General features: G+C 33.5%; 19 protein-coding genes. 4 read left to right on the forward strand and 15 right to left on the reverse strand.

The annotated features are described in order from the left end of the window. Positions 1–27: 27 nt before the first annotated feature. The 14 genes from ABW637_RS08110 to ABW637_RS08175 all read right to left on the reverse strand — a co-directional run bounded on the left by ABW637_RS08110 (position 28) and on the right by ABW637_RS08175 (position 12101). Entirely contained in the window at positions 28–402 is a 375-nt protein-coding gene (locus ABW637_RS08110; protein WP_367584150.1) for a DUF2200 domain-containing protein, read from the reverse strand. Between the two features lie 176 nt (positions 403–578). Next, complete coding sequence (locus ABW637_RS08115) at positions 579–1568, reverse strand: alpha/beta fold hydrolase (protein WP_367584151.1); 990 nt, start codon at positions 1566–1568, stop codon at positions 579–581. Between the two features lie 291 nt (positions 1569–1859). After that, a complete protein-coding gene (locus ABW637_RS08120) occupies positions 1860–2462 on the reverse strand; it encodes a class I SAM-dependent methyltransferase (protein WP_367584152.1) in 603 nt (200 codons plus the stop codon). A 256-nt stretch (positions 2463–2718) separates the two neighbouring features. Continuing rightward, positions 2719–3108, reverse strand: coding sequence for a RidA family protein (locus tag ABW637_RS08125; protein WP_367584462.1), 390 nt, complete (start codon positions 3106–3108; stop codon positions 2719–2721). Positions 3109–3279: 171 nt separating this feature from the next. Next, complete coding sequence (locus tag ABW637_RS08130) at positions 3280–3843, reverse strand: Crp/Fnr family transcriptional regulator (protein WP_367584153.1); 564 nt, start codon at positions 3841–3843, stop codon at positions 3280–3282. 314 nt (positions 3844–4157) lie between these two features. Then, positions 4158–4856: a hypothetical protein gene (locus ABW637_RS08135; protein WP_367584154.1), complete on the reverse strand. Its 699-nt coding sequence runs from the start codon at positions 4854–4856 to the stop codon at positions 4158–4160. 189 nt (positions 4857–5045) lie between these two features. Beyond that, positions 5046–5528 carry a hypothetical protein gene (locus tag ABW637_RS08140; protein WP_367584155.1) on the reverse strand — a complete coding sequence of 161 codons (483 nt, stop codon included), beginning with the start codon at positions 5526–5528 and terminating at the stop codon, positions 5046–5048. Positions 5529–5727: 199 nt separating this feature from the next. Next, positions 5728–6147: a hypothetical protein gene (locus ABW637_RS08145; RefSeq protein WP_367584156.1), complete on the reverse strand. Its 420-nt coding sequence runs from the start codon at positions 6145–6147 to the stop codon at positions 5728–5730. Positions 6148–6367: 220 nt separating this feature from the next. Beyond that, positions 6368–8143: an ABC transporter ATP-binding protein gene (locus ABW637_RS08150; protein WP_367584157.1), complete on the reverse strand. Its 1776-nt coding sequence runs from the start codon at positions 8141–8143 to the stop codon at positions 6368–6370. A 2-nt stretch (positions 8144–8145) separates the two neighbouring features. Then, positions 8146–8898, reverse strand: coding sequence for a subclass B1 metallo-beta-lactamase (gene bla, locus ABW637_RS08155; RefSeq protein WP_367584158.1), 753 nt, complete (start codon positions 8896–8898; stop codon positions 8146–8148). Then, entirely contained in the window at positions 8879–9445 is a 567-nt protein-coding gene (locus tag ABW637_RS08160; protein ID WP_367584159.1) for a metal-dependent hydrolase, read from the reverse strand. The genes bla and ABW637_RS08160 overlap by 20 nt, the downstream gene beginning before the upstream one ends. A 33-nt stretch (positions 9446–9478) precedes the next feature. After that, complete coding sequence (locus ABW637_RS08165; RefSeq protein ID WP_367584160.1) at positions 9479–10240, reverse strand: NYN domain-containing protein; 762 nt, start codon at positions 10238–10240, stop codon at positions 9479–9481. Positions 10241–10245: 5 nt separating this feature from the next. Continuing rightward, positions 10246–10743 (reverse strand): YybH family protein, encoded by a 498-nt coding sequence (locus tag ABW637_RS08170; RefSeq protein WP_367584161.1) that lies wholly within the window; start codon positions 10741–10743, stop codon positions 10246–10248. A gap of 2 nt (positions 10744–10745) precedes the next feature. After that, positions 10746–12101: a DEAD/DEAH box helicase gene (locus ABW637_RS08175; RefSeq protein WP_367584162.1), complete on the reverse strand. Its 1356-nt coding sequence runs from the start codon at positions 12099–12101 to the stop codon at positions 10746–10748. An 85-nt stretch (positions 12102–12186) separates the two neighbouring features. Between ABW637_RS08175 and ABW637_RS08180 the strand changes: the two genes are divergently transcribed. Next, a complete protein-coding gene (locus ABW637_RS08180; RefSeq protein WP_367584163.1) occupies positions 12187–12723 on the forward strand; it encodes an NADPH-dependent FMN reductase in 537 nt (178 codons plus the stop codon). Between the two features lie 4 nt (positions 12724–12727). After that, positions 12728–14050 (forward strand): aminodeoxychorismate synthase component I, encoded by a 1323-nt coding sequence (gene pabB, locus ABW637_RS08185; RefSeq protein ID WP_367584164.1) that lies wholly within the window; start codon positions 12728–12730, stop codon positions 14048–14050. Positions 14051–14120: 70 nt separating this feature from the next. Here the strand turns inward: pabB and ABW637_RS08190 are convergent, their stop codons facing one another. Beyond that, the gene (locus ABW637_RS08190; RefSeq protein ID WP_367584165.1) at positions 14121–14822 is read right to left on the reverse strand and encodes a hypothetical protein; all 702 of its coding nucleotides are present in this window, start codon (positions 14820–14822) and stop codon (positions 14121–14123) included. Between the two features lie 160 nt (positions 14823–14982). Between ABW637_RS08190 and tilS the strand changes: the two genes are divergently transcribed. Together tilS and ABW637_RS08200 are read left to right on the forward strand one after the other, a co-directional pair. After that, positions 14983–16296: a tRNA lysidine(34) synthetase TilS gene (tilS, locus tag ABW637_RS08195; protein WP_367584166.1), complete on the forward strand. Its 1314-nt coding sequence runs from the start codon at positions 14983–14985 to the stop codon at positions 16294–16296. After that, positions 16296–18275 carry a protein-disulfide reductase DsbD family protein gene (locus ABW637_RS08200; RefSeq protein WP_367584167.1) on the forward strand — a complete coding sequence of 660 codons (1980 nt, stop codon included), beginning with the start codon at positions 16296–16298 and terminating at the stop codon, positions 18273–18275. Before tilS ends, ABW637_RS08200 begins: the two co-directional genes overlap by 1 nt. Positions 18276–18466 lie beyond the last annotated feature (191 nt).

Consider the following 18466-nt stretch of genomic DNA (forward strand, 5'->3'; position numbering starts at 1 on the left):
TTTGAGGAATAAAATTCGAGTTATCCTCTAACCAATTTTCGGTTCTCGTAAAATTTTCTCTATCTTTTTACCTTTTGCCAATTCGTCTACTAACTTGTCTAAATACCTTACTTGCTTGGTTAAAGGAGTTTCAATTTCTTCTATTCGATAGCCACAAATCACTCCTTTAATGAGAGGAGCATTTGGGTTCAATTTTGCATCTACAAAGAACGTTTTAAAAGTCACTTTTTCGTCAATAAGGTCTTGTAGTTTTTTGTCGTCAAAACCCGTTAACCATTGTATTACTTGGTGTAGTTCTTTCTTTGTCCTGCCTTTACCCTCAACTTTTGTAATATAATGAGGATATACCGATGCAAATGTCATTTTTGCCATTCGAGCATCGTGCTCGGGTGTTGTTTTCATACTACTTTAATTTCTCTTATTCCTCACTTATTTTTTTTCTCTAAGGTTTTGCGTATGATTACTTCAGAGAAAGTATACGAGTACTTTTTGATAGTACTAAAGATAATTAATATAAGTGAATTTTTGGTAGGAAAATTCCGTAGCAATTAAGTATATATATTGTTGGTAATGGTTTATTAATTCAAATTCATTCTCAATGCCTTGGTCATTTCTTTGGGTTGATCGATCCATGGCATATGTCCTGCATTTCTTATACTAGTCATTTTGATTCTTGGTACTTCTTTGACCCATTTTCCATAGAGCCCATTTCCAAAATCCAACCAGTCATGATCTCCAATAATAATACTTATGGCATATGTATGCTTTTTGAATTTAGAAAAGTAATCCCATCCGTTTTTTGGATAAGTCTTAGCAGTTAAACCGTAAACTTTACCTTTATATAAAGCCTTTCCATTATCTAATTTAGACCATTTTGATATATCGTATAACATTAATTTTCCAAAGTTAATTCTAGATTTTACTGTTCTTTCTCTTGAGTTTAGTAGAGAATCAGCTCTATTTAGGTTATGTTTTTCAAGCTCTTGACTTATTTCAATTCTATTTTGAAATTTTTTATTTGCGATGAACTGTTGATGTTGAATCTCTTTGTCCTCTTCTGGAAATGGCTCTTTCAAATGAGCTGGGCTGAGCAGCACTAGTTTTTTAATGTGGTTAGGATATTTTGAAGCATACGCTGAAGCTAAAACGGCTCCCATTGAATGTCCGACTATTATCATTTTTTCTAGATTTAGTTCCTTTCTGAGTAGTTCTAAGTCGTTAATGTGCTTATTAAATGAAATTAACGAATCAGGAAATGGTGATCTTAACGAGCCTCTCTGTTCGTAAAAGATAAATCTAAATTCATTTTGAAGTCCTGTAATGGCCTTTGTTAGTCCACTGTGTTCTGCACCCCAACCTCCATGAAGCATGATTACTGGCTTAGCTCCTGTACCGATTTCTCTTACATAAATTTGTGGATCTTTGTCCCAGTCACCGGTAGATAGAAACCATTGGTCTATTATTTTTTCGTAGGATTCTTTTTGCGCGTGAGCTTGTTTAAAAGTTGTTATAACGATCATTATAAAAATCGTTGTGCTAATTTGTTTGATCGCGCATTTAAAATTCATCTTATGAAGTTTTATTTTAAAGATGAAATTCTATAAAGTTTGTTACAGTGAAAATTATTGCCAATGTTAAATTTATGAATCGGAGCAAGGCAAGTATACCTGAACCAATTGATTTATTTGCGCATTTTTATTTCTTGCCCGCCTGCCATCCGCCCGGTAGGCAGGTTTAATTTATAAAAGCTCGTGCTCTGCATGACTGGGTATCTAAAACCATTGCAAACAGGAAATAACCTTTTGGTCTAGCACTAAATTGCTCTGATTTCATATATCTTGTTGTGAGCAGAATTTTGTTTAGTCTTTTCTGCATTTAATTAAAAACATAGGCTGGTTTTCATTTACACTAATAATTTCAAAAAGCCCTACTTTACCAAATTCAGCTTGTACAGCTTCCTTGTCATAATAAAATATTTTTGCGCCTTCATGAAATTCATAACAGTCTTTACTAATTAGTTTTCCTTTGCCGTAATTTGGTGCTTCTTTTGTTATTGCCGTAAAAACCAAATAACCGTTTTTAGTTAGTTGATTGTAGCAGTCTTGAATTAGTTTCGCTCTTTCGTTATTGTCCAATAAGTGAATTAAGGCATAGCAAAAAATTCCGTCATATTTTTTGTTGTCAAAAGGCATGTCAGTTACAGAACCATGATAAATGGTCATATCAGTTCCATAATGTTTTCTTGCTAACTCGATAGCGGTTTTTGATATTTCAATTCCTGTTACATCAATTCCGTTTTCCTTGAAAATTTGTGCATTTCGTCCATAACCAATGCCAGGAATGAGAATATTTGTTATAGACTTATTTACAAAAATGTCTTTTGTCAATACAGCGGATTTTGCTGGTTCAAAACCCCACATTTCTTGTTTGTCAGCAAAGTTTTCTTCCCAAAATTCAATCATTTTTCAATCGTAATCGTTATTATTTTATAAGTTCGTTAAAGCAGATAGTTTACAAAGTTAAAGGAACGTAGTATACACCATATTTTGACGTAACCTTATTGATACCTGTTTATCTCTTATATTCATTTCATCAAAGAAACGTAGGGCAGGTGTATGGTTATACGTTTCGGACCTGCCTGTCGACAGGCAGGTTGGTACTAAGTCAAATATAAATATTTTGCTTTTATCTTTTTTTTAAATACCCAACGAAGGACTATTATTTTACTACAGTAGCTTCTAATTCTATTTTTAATGTTTCAAAAAGGCCTTTTACTTCCAATAGAGTGCTTGCTTGTTTTATGTTATGTTTAGCCACCCAGTCTTGAAAAACATCAAAACAGGTGAAAAGCTCTTCAGATGAAGTTGTATAAACATTTAATCTTACGATATTTTTACATTCATATCCTGCTTCCTCTATAACTTTTTCCAAGTTTTGTATAGCCTGTATTAATTGGGTTTTCATATCACCTGTACTGGATTTTCCTTCAGCATCAATTGCTGTCTGACCAGAAACATATAGTGTTCCCTCTGTTTTTGTTACTTCAACAGCTTGCACATAACTTCTTTCATTCTGCCATTTCCAAGGGTTAACTATTCGTTTTTCCATTTGTTTCTCATTTTTATTTTGTGCCAATGTCGACATAGTAGTTAATAGTAAGATTGCTAAAATTTTTCCTTTACAATTCATAATTGTGGATTTATATGTTCGTTGCAAAGATTTGAACAATATCATTGTTTCCGCGTGACAAACATCACAATTATAAAAAAGTAAAAAAGACTAAGAAGAAAGTCGACTAAGTGTCTCACGCGAAACACCCAGGTAAGACGCTAAAAGAGTTTTGGGAACTCGTTGAAATAATGATGGATATGTTTTGAGCAGATGCTCGTATCTTTCCTTTGCATTTGAGGTTAGAAAAGATAATATTCTGTTTTGTGAAGCAATGTGACCTGAGATAGATTTCTTGAGAAAGAAACTCTCCATTTTGTGCAAGCTAGTAGATAGTTTTTGGTAATTTTTAAGTGTAAGACAAAATACATTAGTGGCTTCAATACATTGTAGTGACATTTTAGCTTTAGTTTGCGTAAAATATGATAAAAAATCACTTTCCCACCAGTCCTCCATTGCAAATGATATAATGTGTTGTTTTCCATTTTTGTCATCATAAACTAATTTTAAAAGTCCAGAAATAACAAAATAGCAATGTTTTACATGTTCTCCTTGTTGAATAAGAAAATCATTTTTTTTATATTTTTCAAATGAGAAATGTGATAAAACAAATGAGAACTCATCATCCGTAATAAATATTACTTCTTTAATATGTTTTTTAAGTTTTTCTTTCATCAAATAAGACTTATAACTTGAAAAATTTGCTGTAACGTATGCCTACTCTGTCATTTTTGTAAATAATTGTTTAGGATTATATAGCGTTTATTTAGGACGAGTTACTATTGCTTGCGCTAAATATATGAATCGGAGCAAGGCAAACAAGCCAGAAGCAATCGATCTATCTGCGCATTTTTATTTCTTGCCCGCCTGCCATCCGCCAGGTAGGCAGGTTTAATGTATAAAAATTTAGCTCTACCGCAAAAAGGTAATGACCTTTCGTTTTGGTATTAAACTTTGCTCTGATTTAATATATGATGTTAGCGATAGTTTTAGTCCCACGAGCATCCACCAACTTTATATTCTCTAAATAAATCTTTAGATGTATTATCAGATAAAAATATTGAAAGCGTTGATCCTGCATAATGTTCAGAGATTCCAACTAACAAGTCAATTAATGTATCTCCATTTAAATCACCAATCCAATGGATAAATACACCTCCTTCAAAACCTCCAGAGGGAAAAGAAAAAAGATCCATTTTTTGTATTGATTGACGAATTTTGTCGGAATATGAATCGACAATAAGTTCATAATTTTCAATTTTCTTAAAATATGGAAACTCCCCTTTTTCCATTTCAATTAAATTTCCTCTTGCGTAAATAAAGTAATTTTTGTTTTTCTCTTCATCTTTCAAATTATATATTGAAAATGAAATTGATTCTCCAGGGTATAGCATTCGATTTATCCATTTTCCAGTTGTAAAAATGCTGTCTTTTAAATTCAACCCACTTATTAAAAATTTTGGAACAGAAGATTCTGAATTATTATATTTCTTGATTAAAAAATTATCCCAATTATGATAATTTTTTTTCTCATAAACACCCCAATATTCTTCAATTAAATTTGATTTTAATTCTTTCCATTCCGAGTCTATACCACAATTAGGTATAATGGCAGTAATTTTGTCAACTTGAGAATAGGAGTAATAACAAAAAAGTAAAAATAGAAATGTGATTATAGATTTATTCATAATTATTGCTAACGCCAAATATATGAATAGGAGCAAGGCAAGTAAGCCTGAACCAATCGATCTATCTGCGCATTTTTATTTCTTGCCCCGCCTGCCATCCGCCAGGTAGGCAGGTTTAATTTATAAAAATCCAGCGCCATTGCAAAAAAGAAAGGATTTTTCGATCTATCACTGAACTTTGCTCTGATTTCATATATGATGTTGTGTCCCGTATTTTTCAACATATTTTATAGCGATCTTTCTAATCCACGTAATTTTATCTTTCGTAAAAGGTTCAATTTCTTTTTCATAACCTTTTGTTTGCATTTTATATAAAGTATATATTATTTGTCCGTTTATAGATTTATCATTAATCATTTGAATCAATTTAGGAGCGTATTCAGATAAGTGTTTATAACCTAGTAAAAGAACAAATGATTGTCTTCCTCTCTTTGAGTTTTTATTAAGACAAAATTCTATAATCAAGTCGTTTATTTCTTTGTCCTTTCTTAATATCTTTTTAGAATAAAGTATTTGTCTAATTTCCTCTCCTATAGCCCATATATCACTTTCATATTTATGCCAATCCGGAACGTCAGGAAATCCCTCAATAGGATTTAGATTTTTTTCCAGTTTTTCAGGAGTAAGAGTGTTGGCTTTATTTATTAATTTAATTATTACTTCTTTCTCCATTCTTTAAGTTCAGATATAGCATACAACGCCAAATATATGAATCGGAGCAAGGCAAGTATACCTGAACCAATTGATTTATCTACACATTTTTATTTCTCATTCAATTTATAAAAATTTAGCGCCATTGCAAAAAGGAAGTGACCTTTCGATCTAGTACTAAACATTGCTCTGATTTCATATATCGTGTTGTACACAGTTTTTATTCTTCGTTAAATTCAATTTCCCTTATTTCAGGTGTTTTAAAAGCTAATATCGTTAAACAGCCGTTGGTTGTTGCTATAAAATATTCCTTTAACCCCTCTATTACCAATGACGAATCTAGGACTCCTTTTTCTTTTACTTCTCCAGATTTCCAACCTCCATTTGTTATTTCATAAAGATGATAACCTCCTCCGAATTCTATGTATCCCCAGTATGCGAACAAATCGACTTCGTCTAAATATCGAAAACCTCTGTATTCGTTAAATCTATATTCAATTTCGATTAGGTTTTCTGGACTTATCCATGAAGAGACTGAAATTGTTAATCCATCATCGGTCAATTGTAGATTTGTAATATCGCTTTCTTTTCCTTGAGAATAATATTTTTTACCAATTTTGTCAGCGTCTATCTCGATCATTCGATTTAGTATTTCTAATTGTGTACAACAATGTTATAATAGCAATTGCTATTATTTTATTTATAAATGTAATACTATTCTATAAGAAAGCTAGGTAATTTTGTTCGGTATTAATGAAAATGGTCTAAAAAGAGTTGCACCACAAGGAGCACCAAAATTAACACCTGGATTCCGTTTTGCAACGGGTTAACAAAGCCATAAAATTCAAAAAATCCAAATCTTAAATCCTTGCCTGATAAGTGTATAGGTCAAAATATCTACCCTCTGCCGCAATAAGTTCCTCGTGAGTACCACGTTCGGCAATATTTCCTGATTCGATAACCAGAATCTGATCGGCTTTTTTTATAGTGCTTAATCGGTGTGCGATGACAAAAGTTGTTCTTCCTTTCATCAATTCCCCAAGACTCTTTTGGATCAAAGCTTCACTTTCGGTATCCAGGCTGGATGTAGCTTCGTCTAAAATGATAATTTTTGGATCGGCAAGTATCGCTCTGGCAATGGCAATTCGCTGTCGTTGCCCACCCGATAATTTAACCCCGCGTTCGCCAATTAGTGTATCTAATCCATCGTCAAAACGATCTGTAAATTCATTTACATATGCCGCTTTTACCGCTTGTTGTACTTGCTCTTCTGTAGCATTAGGACGGGGAAATAAAATATTGTCGCGAATAGTGCCTTCAAATAAAAACTCATCCTGTAGTACCACGCCCAGGTTTTTTCGGTAACTACTTAGGTTTACTTTAGACAAATCTTGTTGGTCAATGGTAATTTGCCCCGATTCTGGATTTAGAAAGGTGGCAGCCAAGCCCGCAATGGTGGATTTACCCGATCCCGAGCTTCCCACTAAAGCAGTAACGGTTCCTGACAAAGCTTTAAAACTGATATCATGCAGTACTTCTTTTCCTTTATCGTAAGAAAAAGAAACATTGTCAAAAACAATATCTCCCGTAACACCATTAAGGTGTATCGTTCTGTTAGCCAAGTCTTCTTCGGGATCCATATTCATCAATTCTTCGGTACGATCCAAACCAGCTAAGGCTTCAGTTAATTGGCTTCCGATATTACTCATTTGCACAATAGGAGCAATCATAAAAGCTAAAACCATAGTAAAAAACAAGAAATCTCCGGTGGTCATAGGATCTATATCTTGCATCATATAATACCCACCAATACCCATAATACCGGTAGAGGCTATCCCAGCTAATAAAAATGTAGAAGAACTAGTCATTAAAGCGGTGGCAGTAAGGCTCTTTTTTACATTTTGAAATAAGCGATCTACACCTTTCTCGAAAATCTTATTTTCTTGCTCTTCTGCTCCAAACCCTTTAATTACTCGAACACCGGCAAGGGTTTCGGTTAATCTACCTTTTACTTCGGCATTGATTTCACCTCTAACTCTAAAAATTGGTCGAATATACTTAAAAGCCTTTAAAGCAACCAGACCAAATAAGCTTACAGGAACTAAAACAAATAGGGTCATCCATGGATTAATGTAGATTAATATTGCTAATGAGACAATGGCCGTAAATGTTCCTCCGACCATTTGTACAAGGCCTGTACCGATTAAGTTTCTTACGCCTTCTACATCACTCATTATTCTAGAGACCAAAGCTCCCGATTTGGTGTTGTCGAAAAAACTGATCGGTAGCGAAAGCACTTTTTTCTGTACTTGGGCCCTAAGTTCTGAAATCAGATATTGGGCCTGTACACTCAAAATTCTGGTGAGTAAGAAAGAAGTAGTGGCCTGGATTAGTATGGCTCCACCCACAATGATTAATAATTCATACAACTGCCCCATATCTTTACTTGGGATTACTTCATCTAGTAAGGTTTTACTTTTCCAGGGAAGTATAAGTCCGGCTATTCTATTAAAAATAATCAACACCAACCCAATAAAAACGAGGTTACGTCTTGGCCAAATGATCGTTTTAAACGCCTTTGTTATGGTAACTTTTGGCTTCTTTTTAATAGTACTTTTGTCTTTTAATTCTTTCATTTTTAATGTTTGACTTTAAATAGAGAAATGGTATAATCAAGCAAACTTTGATCACCATGTTTACCATGTCCCGGAATAACAACCTTTACTTCTGGGTAGGCTTTTTTGATTTTGGCAATCGTATTTGACCATTCATTGATGTTTGCATCGGCTAGGTTACCTTTCTTAGCATCAAGACTTTTAATCATACATCCACCAAATATTATTTTTTCATCCGGAAAATATGATATGATATTATCCGATGTATGTGCTTCTCCAAAGAAGGTATTTTGTATAGATTTGTTTCCTAAAGTTAATTCAAGATTATCCTCAAATAGTAGGTTAGGCTCTAGATATTTTTTCTCTCGCATCAATTTAGCCGTCTTTTTGCTCGCCATTGAAGGGACACCGTGCTTCTTAAAAACATCTGCACCTTCATTGCAATCTCTATGGAAATGATTGAATACTACACCTTTTATGGTAACTTTCTGGTCATTTTGAAGCCAATCAATTAATTCAGCCGTTGCAAGATCATTAGCTGGAGTATCAAAAACATAAGCTTCATTATTATGTAGATAAATAAATCCGTTGCATGGGTAGATTGCCCCACTCTCTAAGGTAATAGATGAAATATGAATGTAGCTATGATCATTAATTTTTGTGAGTTGTAAATCTTCAGAGATATAAATAGTTTCTGATAACTTGTTTTTGTTACAAGAAGCAAAGCTTAGACATAAAATCAATACTAAGAATAGTTTAATCGATGTTTCTATCATTTGGTATAGAGGAGGTTTTTTTCTTTTTTAGGTATTGCATTGCTAAGATATACATCCCAGCCGGAATTCCGATCCAGATCAATTCACTTAACAATACTTTAATGCCCCAAATACCAAAAAATTTACTGAAGCCGATGGGCGAAACCTGTATGGGTCTCCATGGAAAGAAATATCGTGTATCATCAAAAGGAGAAAAAAATGCAATGCCCAATCCTCCCGAGGTCATGGCATCTAATATACCATGCGAAGCTGTACAGATCGTAAAATAAAGAATTAAAGAGAGCCCTGTCTTATAAAAGAATTGTTTATTGTAAAAAACAAAAGTGACCAAGACCCCTAGGAGTAACGCAAATACAAGGGAATGTGAAAACCCTCGATGTCCCCAAAAATCTTCGTAGGCGATACCAAATTTAAAACCAATCACATCTACATCGGGTATAATGGCACACAAGATTCCTAATAGCCAGAATTTAGATGTGGTTATTTCTTTGGAAAACGTTTTTCCTAAGGCAAATGCGGTAAGTCCGTGTGCGAAGATTGAAGCCACAATATGAAAGGTTTAAATATTGGTAAATAAAATTTACGTTCTTTTGGTAGCTCTCGATTTTTGCTGTTTTTTATTTCTGACATAAATTAACTTAGAACGTCCTTTTGAAGCTTCTCGTTGTTCTATTTCAAAGTTTTTGATGGATTTGATCAACGGAGTTAGTTTTTGAAATCCATAATTTCTAGAGTCAAAATTGGGTTGCTTTTTTTGTAAAAGACTTCCAACATCTCCTAAAAAAGCCCAACCGTCATCATCTGCCAAATCTGATATTGTATTCGAAATTAGTCTAATATCTTTTGGAGTTATTGTATCAACGTTACTCTTAGCAGTAGGTTTACTATCTATAGATTCGTTTTCTTCGGCCTCATGCTTCAGTATTTCGAGATAAATGAATTTATCGCAAGCCACAATAAAAGGGTTTGGTGTTTTCTTTTCGCCTATCCCAAAAACTTTCATTCCGGCTTCACGTAGTCTTGTTGCCAAACGAGTAAAATCACTATCACTAGACACCAGGCAAAAACCATTAACTTTTTCAGAATATAGAATATCCATTGCATCAATAATCATTGCAGAATCTGTGGCGTTTTTACCTTTTGTATACCCATATTGCTGGATAGGTGTAATTGCATTTTCAAGAAGTATTTTCTTCCACTTGGTGAGGTCTGGTTTGGTCCAGTCGCCATAAATTCTTTTGATGGTGGGATTACCATATTTAGCAATTTCTTCCATCATTTCTTTAATGTAGGTAGAAGGGATATTATCACCGTCGATGAGTACTGCAAGATTTAGATCCATAAAAATTATTTTCTTTTACTATAAATATCAGTCCACATTTTTCTCCATATTTTCCAGGACGCATCTTTTTGTTTTCTATATACTGTAGTATTAATACCTTTCTGGGTCATTCCGAATTGTATTGTATCTTTTTGGTAAGACCAGTCCAATAAGGTAGTGTGCGTTGTTATTGCTAAAGAATCTTTAATATCCAGATTGAGTAGTTCTGTTTCAAAAGCATTAATAGTCGTAATAGAGCTATCTTTAGGAAACCAAAAACTTCTGATTTTCTCTTTGCCTTCAATAGGTTTTAACGAGTTAGGTTGTATCCTTGCATTATTTTCAAAAAGAGACATGATTTGTTCTTCATTCATGTTTTTCCATCCATTAACATAATTGTCATGAATGGTATGTATTGCATCTTTATTATTATCTTTAATCAGTAATGTATCTTCGGTAACTTCAGTATGTTGTTTACATCCCGATAGTATAAAAAATAAGATTATAACTGATAGAGTTTTCATGCTTATCTTCTTTTTTTCTTGTTCTTCAAATTATAGGTTTTATCACCTTTTGTCTTCGGTTTTTTGTATTTCTTTTTGATTTCACGCTGATACGAACCTCCTTGGTTTACTTTTCTGTTTTTTTCTTTCTTTTCATGAAACGCAGCTCCAACTTCATCATTAGGTCGTTTATGCGGATTGTTGATTTCTTTAACTTTAGGTTGCTCTTCTGGGGTGAGTTGATCCGAAATTTCGACTCCTTCTGGCAATTCAAGTTGTTCGATGTTCATTTCCATTAAATTCTCGATAGCATCCAGGTGTTCTTGTTCTTTCTGGGTAGTAAGAACAAACGAAACCCCTTGCTTTTCTGCACGTCCTGTTCTACCAATACGATGCATATAATTTTCTGGGTATTCTGGAGTGTCAAGGTTAATTACCTGGCTTACATTTTCTATATCGAGCCCTCTGGCCATGACATCGGTGGCAATAAGTATTCGGTTTTCACCTTTTCTAAATTGTTCTATGCTACGTAGTCGGTAGTTTTGTGTTTTATTAGAATGTATAATACATATTTCATCGGCATATTTTTGTTCTAACTGCTCGAACAATCGATCGGCAATTTTCTTAAAACCAACAAAAATCAATGTTTTATGATAGGTTTCTTTGTCTGAAAGTAAGTGTTCTAACAAATTAACTTTTGTATAAAAGTTCGGAACTTTATAGCCAAATTGCTGTATGTTTTCTAGTGGTGTTCCACTTTTTGCAACCGATATTTTTTGAGGTTTGACAAATGTTTCTGAAATCATTTGATCTACGTCATCGGTCATTGTAGCCGAGAACATAATATTTTGTCGCTGTCGCGGAAGAATATCAAAAATATTCATTAATTGATGTCTAAACCCTAAATCCAGCATTACATCGACTTCATCTATAACTACTTTTTGAATAGATTTTAATTGTAAAACTCTACTCACTGCAAGGTCGTACAAACGTCCCGGTGTAGCTACAATAATATCTAAGCCTTCAGAAACGGCTTGTTTTTGTGTGTTAATATTGGTACCACCATATACACCAGTGATTCGCATATTAATATAGGTCGATAGTTTTTCGATTTCGTCAACTACCTGTACCACTAATTCTCGTGTAGGAACCAATACTAAAACTCTTGGATTTTGTTGAACAGAATACTTTAGCATTCTTAAAATCGGCAACATATAGGCATAGGTTTTACCCGTACCTGTTTGTGCTATACCTACGACGTCTTTGCCAGACATTACCACAGAGAAAGCCTGCTCCTGGATTGGAGTAGGAATTTCGAACTCCAAATCATCAAGGGCATTAAGGAGTTGTGTACTTAAATTTAAATCTCGAAAAGTCAATTAATTTATTTTTTATCATGCAAAGGTAGCCTTATTTTGTGACTGTTTTCATTTTAGTTACTTTTGGTTTCTTAAGATCATTGTAATGAAAAAAATTCTTGCCTTTTCCGGTTCAAATAGTAGTACTTCTATCAATCATAAATTGGTAGAATTTGTAGCTTCAGAAATAAAAGATCACGAAGTGAAAGTTATTAATTTAGTTAATTACCCAATGCCAATGTATAGTGAGGATGAGGAAAAAAAAGGATTTCCCGGGATGACTATGGGCTTAAAACAAGAAATTTCTGAAGTAGATGCCTTACTCATTTCGGTGAATGAGCATAATGGGAGTTGGAGCGCCTTTTTTAAAAATATAATAGATTGGTTGTCTCGTTTGGATCGTAATTTTTTAGAAGGAAAGAAAATATTGCTTATGAGCACTTCTCCGGGGAAAAGAGGAGGAATTGGCTCATTAGAATATGCCAAAAATGTGTTCCCTAGATTTGGTGCCGAAATCATAGAAAGTTTTAGTTTTCCATCATTTTATGATAATTTTTCTACAGAATCTAATGCGATTACAGAAGAGACATTGTTATTGGGATTAAATGAAGTTCTCAGTACTTTTGCACATCAAATCAAATAAGCAAGTGCGAAGTATTAAAAAATATACTTTAGAAAACCCTTTAGAATTTAAAACTAAAATATTGCTTTGGGCGCAACAGTTTGAAGATGTCGTTTGGTTAGATTCTAATCATTATTCACAGCACTATTCTAGTTATGATGCTGTACTCGCAGTTGATGCTTTTACCTCTGTAAAAACAGATTATCAAAATGGTTTTGATGCTTTAAAAGAGTACCAGGAGCAAACTGCAGATTGGATTTTTGGATATCTTTCTTATGATCTGAAAAATGATGTAGAGCATCTTGTTTCTAAAAATATAGATGAGCTTCATTTTCCTGATCTTTATTTTTTTCAGCCAAAAAGACTTTTTCTGATTAAGGAGAATACACTAGAAATGCATTACCTAAGAATGGTTGATGATGAGATGAAAGAGGATTTTGATAACATCTTGGCCACCCCAGTGAATGCCGGAATCTCTTCTGCTTCTGAAGATAATGATGAACAGCCATGTGGTAAAGTGAAAATTAGCCTTCGAATAACGAAAGATGTATACAAAGAGAAGATAAATAAGATGCTAGAACATATTCATCGGGGAGATATATATGAAGCCAATTTTTGTCAGGAGTTTTTTGCAAAAGGAAGTTGTATAGACCCTTTGCAGACCTATCATCATCTTAATGATATCTCAAAACCACCTTTTGCTACTTTTTTTAAAATGAATCATCAATATGTATTGTCTGCATCCCCTGAGCGATATATACGAAAAGAAGGCCTTAAAATTATTTCTCAGCCTATTAAAGGAACGGCCAAAAGGTCTCTCAATGAAAAAGATGATCAAAAACTTATCGAAGACCTTAAAAATGATCCTAAAGAGCGCTCAGAAAATGTAATGATTGTGGATTTGGTGAGAAATGATTTGTCAAGAACGGCTATAAAGGGGTCGGTTGAGGTAGAAGAATTGTGTAAAGTATATTCTTTTAAGCAAGTTCACCAGATGATATCCACTATAATTTCTGAGGTTGACACAGAGGTCTCTCCTGTAGATGTAATCAAATCGACGTTTCCTATGGGAAGTATGACCGGAGCACCTAAGATTTCAGCAATGCAAATCATAGAAAAACTTGAAGAATCTAAGCGTGGTGTTTATAGTGGTGCCATGGGATATTTTACGCCAAATGGAGATTTTGACTTCAATGTAGTGATTCGAAGCATTCTTTATAATAAAGAAAATGAATATATTTCATACACCGTCGGGGGCGCTATCACGGCCAAATCCGATCCAGATAAAGAATACGAGGAATGCTTGCTAAAAGCAAAAGCTATGCGAGAAGTGCTCGAAGGGCTTTAGTCTTTTAGAAAGTGACGACTTTTTGAGGAGGTGAGTAGGCCTCACATACTCACTTCTAATGAACTCACAACTATATTAGGTTTCGTCTAAAACTTTTTCTGACATCTATAATAGTCTCTTTAACTTCATTAGCTGTCATATCTTTTATGGTTGCTATTTCTTCAAAATTTAACCTTCCAAAAACAAAAAGATCAATAATTTTAGAGGTTTCCATGGGTAACCAACTATAAAACTTACCTAATAATTTTTGTTTTCTAAAATCTGAGGAAGGTTCTGAATCAATAATTTTAAGAATTTCAGAATCCAAGTCATCATAGATGAAATTTTGTTTATCCTCAGAATTTTGATGGTAGCATATATCGTTGAGATCCTCATTCATAACAAGCTCATTGTCTCCTTCTACGGTATAGTTTTCTTCAAGTTTTTCGAGTTCTATTTTCAAAAAATGACTGGTGCTTATGTTTCTTTGATGCCAACCTTCATTATTGTAGAGTTCATCAATAAGATCATCTGCGATTTTAAAAAGCTGAAGTTCTAGTGATAATGTGTCAACTTCAACATCTATGTCATCAGAATATAATTTTAAAATTGCATCATCAATAATCCCATTAGAACAATACATGTTTTGAGGTAGAATACCGACACTTTCGGCAATGTATAATCTGTGTTTAACGTAAGGATGTAAGTGGGGTACAATGGATAATAGTTTCTTACTGAACTCTCTTTGATCATCAGCCCCATAAAATTTCTGTAGTTCTTGCGTGCTATTCATTAGTGAATGATTTAAGAGTTGTTTTCTAAAAATAACGAAAACAAACTAATTTTGGTGTTAAAAACTTGAAAATCAACACATAAATCAATTTTTTAAACGAATTGTGATAGCAATTCAAAATCGTATATTTGAAAAATAAAAAAGTATAAGTCAAAATCTTTTGCTACAAGAGTTCAAGAACCATATCAATAATGACCTTTCATTTCTTTTTGGAAACAAATTATTAATTGCTTGTAGTGGAGGGTTGGATAGCGTTGTGCTCACTCGTCTTTGTCGTTTGTTACATTTAGAATTTGGTATTGCACATTGTAATTTTAACCTCAGAGGATCAGAAAGCGATGATGATGAGCAATTTGTAAACGATTTTGCCGACCAGCTTAAGGCTCCTTTTTTTGTAAAGCGTTTTGATACAGAGAAGTATGCTAATGATCACAAACTTTCTATTCAGATGGCCGCAAGAGAACTTCGGTATAATTGGTTTAGAGAAATAGCCAACAAGCATCAATACGATTATATTCTTACAGCGCATCATGCCGATGATAATTTAGAAACATTTTTGATCAATCTTTCAAGGGGAACAGGTATCGAAGGACTAGCAGGAATTCCTGAAATTAATGAAATATTTGTTCGACCGTTATTACCATTTTCTAGAGATCAAATTGTAGAGTTTGCTAAAGAAAGTAAAATAACATGGCGAGAGGATAGTAGTAACAATAGTGTAAAATATGTAAGAAATAAATTAAGGCATGATGTTATACCTGGTTTGAAATCAGTAAATCCTCAATTTTTGCAAAATTTTGGAGTTACTTTAGAGTATATTAAACAAAGTAGTGACTTTATCAAAGGGCAGATGCTTCTAATCAAAAAAGGATTATTTGAGTTTACAGAAGGTGATATCATTAAAATACCTATAAATAGACTACGCGAATTTGGAAACCCAAGAACATGTTTATACTTTTTACTAAAGGATTATGGGTTTAAAGCATGGGATGATATCGAAAAGGTAGTTACCGCACAATCAGGGAAACAAATTTATTCTGAAACCTATAGATTGGTAAAAGATAGAGATTATTTGTTGCTAAGCCCGATTATTGAAGGAATCTCGGATAGAAGTTATAAAATTCCCGAAGAAGAAAACATGATTATGATTCCTTCGGGAACGCTAAAATTTAAAATTGTTAACGAAATGACTGATGTAGATCTGAAAACAATTTTTGTTGATAAAGAAAAGTTAAAGTATCCCCTAACTGTAAGAAAATGGAAAGAAGGCGACTATTTTTATCCATTGGGAATGAGAGGCAAAAAGAAATTGAGTAAATATTTTAAAGATGAAAAACTATCTTTACTTGCCAAAGAAAGAGTATGGTTGTTGTGTTCTGGAAAAGAAATCGTTTGGATAATAAACTACAGAGCAGATAACCGATTTAAGATAATACCCCAAACTAAACAAATATTAAAAATTACAATAACCTGATGAGGTACTTCCTATTATTGCTGACCACATTTTTATTTTCAACACCACTTTTTTCGCAAACTTTGGATCCTATTAAATGGAAAGCCAATGTCGAAAAAGAATCTGAAGATAGCTATATATTATATTTTAAAGCCACTTTAGATAAAGGTTGGCATTTATACTCTCAAAACGAAGCAGAAACAGATGAAATAGCACCTACACCTACAGAATTTACTTTTAATAACGGTGCGGAAACCTATACTTTAGTCGGAGAAACCACAGAACCAAAAGGTATTGAGAAATATGACAACATATTTGAAATGGATGTCAAGTATTTCGAAAAAGAAGCGACTTTTTCTCAAAAAATAAAGCTAGTTAATAAAAATCTTGCAGCCGTAAAGGCCGAAGTATTCTTTTCGGTTTGTGATGATGAAAAGTGCCTTGCTCCAGAAGTAATAGAGTTTGATCTAAACCTTGCTGGTGAAGCCATAGAAAATAAAGGGGATGTATCTACCATTACTGCCGAAGACCGAAGTAAGTCTGAAGCTTTACATATTAATATAAAAGGTAAAGAAAAATTCTTATTAGAAGAAGTAGAAAAGAAAAGTTACTTGAACATATTTATTTTAGGTTTTTTAGGAGGGTTAATTGCTTTATTAACACCTTGTGTTTTTCCGATGATACCTCTTACGGTGTCGTTTTTTACCAAAGGAGCAAAAGACCGAAAAAAAGGAACATTTAATGCCGTTCTTTATGGTGTTTTCATATTTGCAATATACTTGTTACTTAGTCTTCCTTTTCATCTCTTAGATTCTTTAGATCCAGAGATTCTCAATAATATTTCTACTAACGTCACACTAAATATTATCTTTTTTATAGTTTTTATTGTCTTTGCGATTTCATTTTTCGGGTATTTCGAGATCACTTTACCAGCATCCTGGAGTAATAGCCTCGATAGTAAAGCAAATAGTATTGGAGGAATAGTAGGAGTATTTTTTATGGCACTAACGTTAGCTTTAGTATCATTTTCTTGTACTGGCCCCATCTTAGGATCATTGTTAGGCGGATCATTAAGTTCTGATGGAGGAGCAATGCAATTAAGTTTTGGTATGGGAGGTTTTGGATTGGCTCTGGCACTACCATTTGGTTTGTTTGCATTATTTCCAAATTGGCTCAATTCCCTACCTAAAAGTGGCGGATGGCTAAATGCAGTAAAAGTGGTTTTAGGGTTTATAGAACTGGCACTTGCGTTTAAATTTTTATCCAACGCCGATCTTGTAGAACATTGGGGTATTCTAAAGCGAGAAATATTTATAGGGATATGGATTGTTATAGGAATAGCAATGACACTATACCTTTTCGGGAAGTTACGCTTTCCACATGATAGCCCAATTAAAAAATTGAGTATTGGAAGAAAAACTTTAGGAGTTTTAACATTAGCTTTTGTATTGTATTTAATACCAGGATTAACCAATACAGCATATGCTAACCTAAAATTATTAAGTGGTTTTCCTCCACCATTATTTTATAGTGTATACGAAAAAGAAACGCATGGCCCATTAGGATTAAATGCCTATACCGATTTTGAAGAAGGTATAAAAATGGCAAAACAACAAAATAAACCGATTATGATCGATTTTACGGGCTGGGCTTGCGTTAATTGTCGTAAAATGGAAGAACAAGTATGGAGTTATCAGGAAATTACAGATATTCTGAAGGAAGAATACATACTTATCTCACTCTATGTTGATGATAGAAAACTATTGGACGATAATGATCAATTTAAATTTTTAAAGCCTGATGGTGGCGTAAAAAACATTAAAACCGTAGGGGATAAATGGGCAACTTTTCAAACCTTAAATTTTAAGAATAATTCTCAGCCATACTATGTTTTACTAGATTCAGAAATGAATTTATTAAATCATACAACAGCATATACACCCGATACGAATGAGTATTTAAAGTGGTTGAAAAAGGGGATTAAGAACTTTAACCCCTAAGTTTTTTCGCGTATAACGCTTTTATCCACCTTCGCTGTAAGGATTGGATAAAATATCGACTGTAATATAGCGGTAGATACTAGTTTGATATAATTTCCAAAAGGCTTTGGCCTACTAGAGCTAACACAGGAGTAAGATTATTTTTAATAATGAAAAATTCTAATTCACTTAGGTGTAGGTTACAGTGTGCT

Source organism: Aquimarina penaris (assembly GCF_040786285.1).
Lineage (GTDB): Bacteria > Bacteroidota > Bacteroidia > Flavobacteriales > Flavobacteriaceae > Aquimarina.

Coding starts and splice junctions, on each gene's coding strand:
- ABW637_RS08140 (WP_367584155.1), bottom strand. CDS start 5,528: ATGGAGAAAGAAGTAATAATTAAATTAATAAATAAAGCCAACACTCTT.
- ABW637_RS08170 (WP_367584161.1), bottom strand. CDS start 10,743: ATGAAAACTCTATCAGTTATAATCTTATTTTTTATACTATCGGGATGT.
- ABW637_RS08145 (WP_367584156.1), bottom strand. CDS start 6,147: ATGATCGAGATAGACGCTGACAAAATTGGTAAAAAATATTATTCTCAA.
- ABW637_RS08120 (WP_367584152.1), bottom strand. CDS start 2,462: ATGATTGAATTTTGGGAAGAAAACTTTGCTGACAAACAAGAAATGTGG.
- ABW637_RS08180 (WP_367584163.1), top strand. CDS start 12,187: ATGAAAAAAATTCTTGCCTTTTCCGGTTCAAATAGTAGTACTTCTATC.
- ABW637_RS08165 (WP_367584160.1), bottom strand. CDS start 10,240: ATGGATCTAAATCTTGCAGTACTCATCGACGGTGATAATATCCCTTCT.
- ABW637_RS08115 (WP_367584151.1), bottom strand. CDS start 1,568: ATGAATTTTAAATGCGCGATCAAACAAATTAGCACAACGATTTTTATA.
- ABW637_RS08130 (WP_367584153.1), bottom strand. CDS start 3,843: ATGAAAGAAAAACTTAAAAAACATATTAAAGAAGTAATATTTATTACG.
- ABW637_RS08125 (WP_367584462.1), bottom strand. CDS start 3,108: ATGGAAAAACGAATAGTTAACCCTTGGAAATGGCAGAATGAAAGAAGT.
- ABW637_RS08190 (WP_367584165.1), bottom strand. CDS start 14,822: ATGAATAGCACGCAAGAACTACAGAAATTTTATGGGGCTGATGATCAA.
- ABW637_RS08200 (WP_367584167.1), top strand. CDS start 16,296: ATGAGGTACTTCCTATTATTGCTGACCACATTTTTATTTTCAACACCA.
- ABW637_RS08110 (WP_367584150.1), bottom strand. CDS start 402: ATGAAAACAACACCCGAGCACGATGCTCGAATGGCAAAAATGACATTT.
- ABW637_RS08150 (WP_367584157.1), bottom strand. CDS start 8,143: ATGAAAGAATTAAAAGACAAAAGTACTATTAAAAAGAAGCCAAAAGTT.
- bla (WP_367584158.1), bottom strand. CDS start 8,898: ATGATAGAAACATCGATTAAACTATTCTTAGTATTGATTTTATGTCTA.
- ABW637_RS08135 (WP_367584154.1), bottom strand. CDS start 4,856: ATGAATAAATCTATAATCACATTTCTATTTTTACTTTTTTGTTATTAC.